The organism is Micromonospora echinofusca, from assembly GCF_017614955.1.
Classification (GTDB): domain Bacteria; phylum Actinomycetota; class Actinomycetes; order Mycobacteriales; family Micromonosporaceae; genus Micromonospora; species Micromonospora echinofusca_A.
On sequence record NZ_WVUH01000609.1, the window covers coordinates 1 to 1,838 of the forward strand.

At 73.4% G+C, this 1,838-nt stretch carries 2 protein-coding genes; both read right to left on the reverse strand.

The annotated features are described in order from the left end of the window. Positions 1-70: 70 nt before the first annotated feature. A complete protein-coding gene (locus GSF22_RS33265) occupies positions 71-760 on the reverse strand; it encodes a CDP-alcohol phosphatidyltransferase family protein (protein ID WP_208817871.1) in 690 nt (229 codons plus the stop codon). Positions 761-827: 67 nt separating this feature from the next. Then, positions 828-1,745: a methylenetetrahydrofolate reductase [NAD(P)H] gene (metF, locus tag GSF22_RS33270; RefSeq protein ID WP_208817872.1), complete on the reverse strand. Its 918-nt coding sequence runs from the start codon at positions 1,743-1,745 to the stop codon at positions 828-830. Between the last annotated feature and the right edge of the window lie 93 nt (positions 1,746-1,838).

Sequence of the window (1,838 nt, forward strand, 5' to 3'; positions counted from 1 at the left end):
ATGCTGATCTGCATCGCGGTACCGGTGGTCGCGGGGTCCGGTGGTGGCGGGGCCCGGCGGGCCGGACGGGTCAGCCGGCGTCGACGAGGACCCGCCGGACCGCGGCGAGCAGTTGCCCCAGGCCGAAGCCGGCCAGCAGGACCCACACCGCCGTCGCGATCGTGATGGTGCCGGCCGCCAGGTCCGTCCGGATGAGCCCGGTCAGCCCGGCGAGCAGGAGTCCGACCAAGGCGACCACCACCCGGGTCGGTCGCTCCCCGACGGTGACCGCGCCGATCTCCCGCATCCCCGCCGACACCGACCGGGCCCGCACGTACTCGTGCAGCCAGGAGAGCGCACCGGCCGCCACCACCAGCGCCCCGGGCGCCCCGATCAGCCAGAACGCGGCCAGCCAGGCCGCCTCACCGACCCGGTCGGCGACCGAGTCGTAGACATACCCGAGCCGGCTGGTCCGCCCGGTCACCACCGCCACCGCGCCGTCCACGCTGTCCGCCACGGCGGCCAGCAGCACGATCCCGGCGGCAAGGAGCGGTCCGTCCTGCCCCCGGGGCGCGACCACCGGTACCGCGATGCAGATCAGCATCCCGGCCACGGTGACCGCGGTCGGGCTGACCCGGAGCCGGCCGAGCAGGTAGCCCAGGTGATAGGCCAGCCGGAGCCAGCCACGGACCACCGGAGTGGCCGCGCGCGGCTCGAACCCGCCGTGCAACCGCGCCCAGGCGGTGGCGTACTCGTCCCACTTCAGCTGTGTGCCCACCACGGCTCAACCGTAGGAGGGCGGCAGGGGTGTCGCGTACCGACCCGTCACACCCGTACGCCCCGGCCCGTCACACCCGCGCGCCGGCCTGGAGGTGCTGCCAGACCTCGCGGGTGGCGGTGGACCGGTTCAGGGTGATGAAGTGGATGCCGGGCACCCCTTCGTCGAGCAGCCGCCGGCACATCTCGCTGGCCTGCTCGATGCCGAGCTGACGGACCGCCTCCGGGTCGTCGGCGACCCGGGCGAACCGCTCGGCCAGCCGGGGCGGGAACGGCGCACCGGAGAGCTGGGCGGACCGCTCGATGGTGCTCATCTGGGTAACCGGCATCACGCCGGCCAGGATCGGGGTGTCCCCGCCGGCAGCGGCCACCCGGTCCCGCAGCCGCAGGTAGTCGTCGGCGTCGAAGAACATCTGGGTGATGGCGAAGTCCGCGCCGGCCCGGCACTTCCGGACGAAGTGGGCGGTGTCCGTGGCGATGTCCGTGGAGCGGGGATGCTTGTAGGGGAAGGCGGCCACCCCGACGCTGAAGTCGCCCGACTCCCGGACCAGCCGGACCAGTTCCTCCGCGTAGAGCACCCCCTCCGGGTGGCGGACCCACTCCCCCATCGGGTTGCCCGGCGGGTCACCCCGGACCGCCAGCACGTTGCGCACCCCCACCCCGGCGAGCCGGCCGATCACGTTGCGCAGCTCGGCGACCGAGTGGTTGACGGCGGTGAGGTGCGCCATCGGCAGCAGGGTCGTCTCGGTGGCGACCCGCTCGGTCACCGCGACGGTGGTGTCCCGGGTCGACCCGCCCGCACCGTAGGTGATCGAGACGAACGAGGGACGCAGCGACTCCAGCTCCCGGATGGCCTGCCAGAGCAGCCGCTCCCCCTGCTCGGTCTTCGGTGGGAAGAACTCGAAGGAGAAGGTGGGGGCGGACGACCGGATCAGCTCGCCGATCGCCGGCTGGGGGTTGGGGAGAACCGAGGGAAGACCGAGCGCCACTCCGCGACTCTACCGGCCCGGGCCGGACTGTTCCGACCGCTTCCCATCCAGTGACCGGCCGCGCGCGGACTGTCGTACCCCCAGGGTTCACTG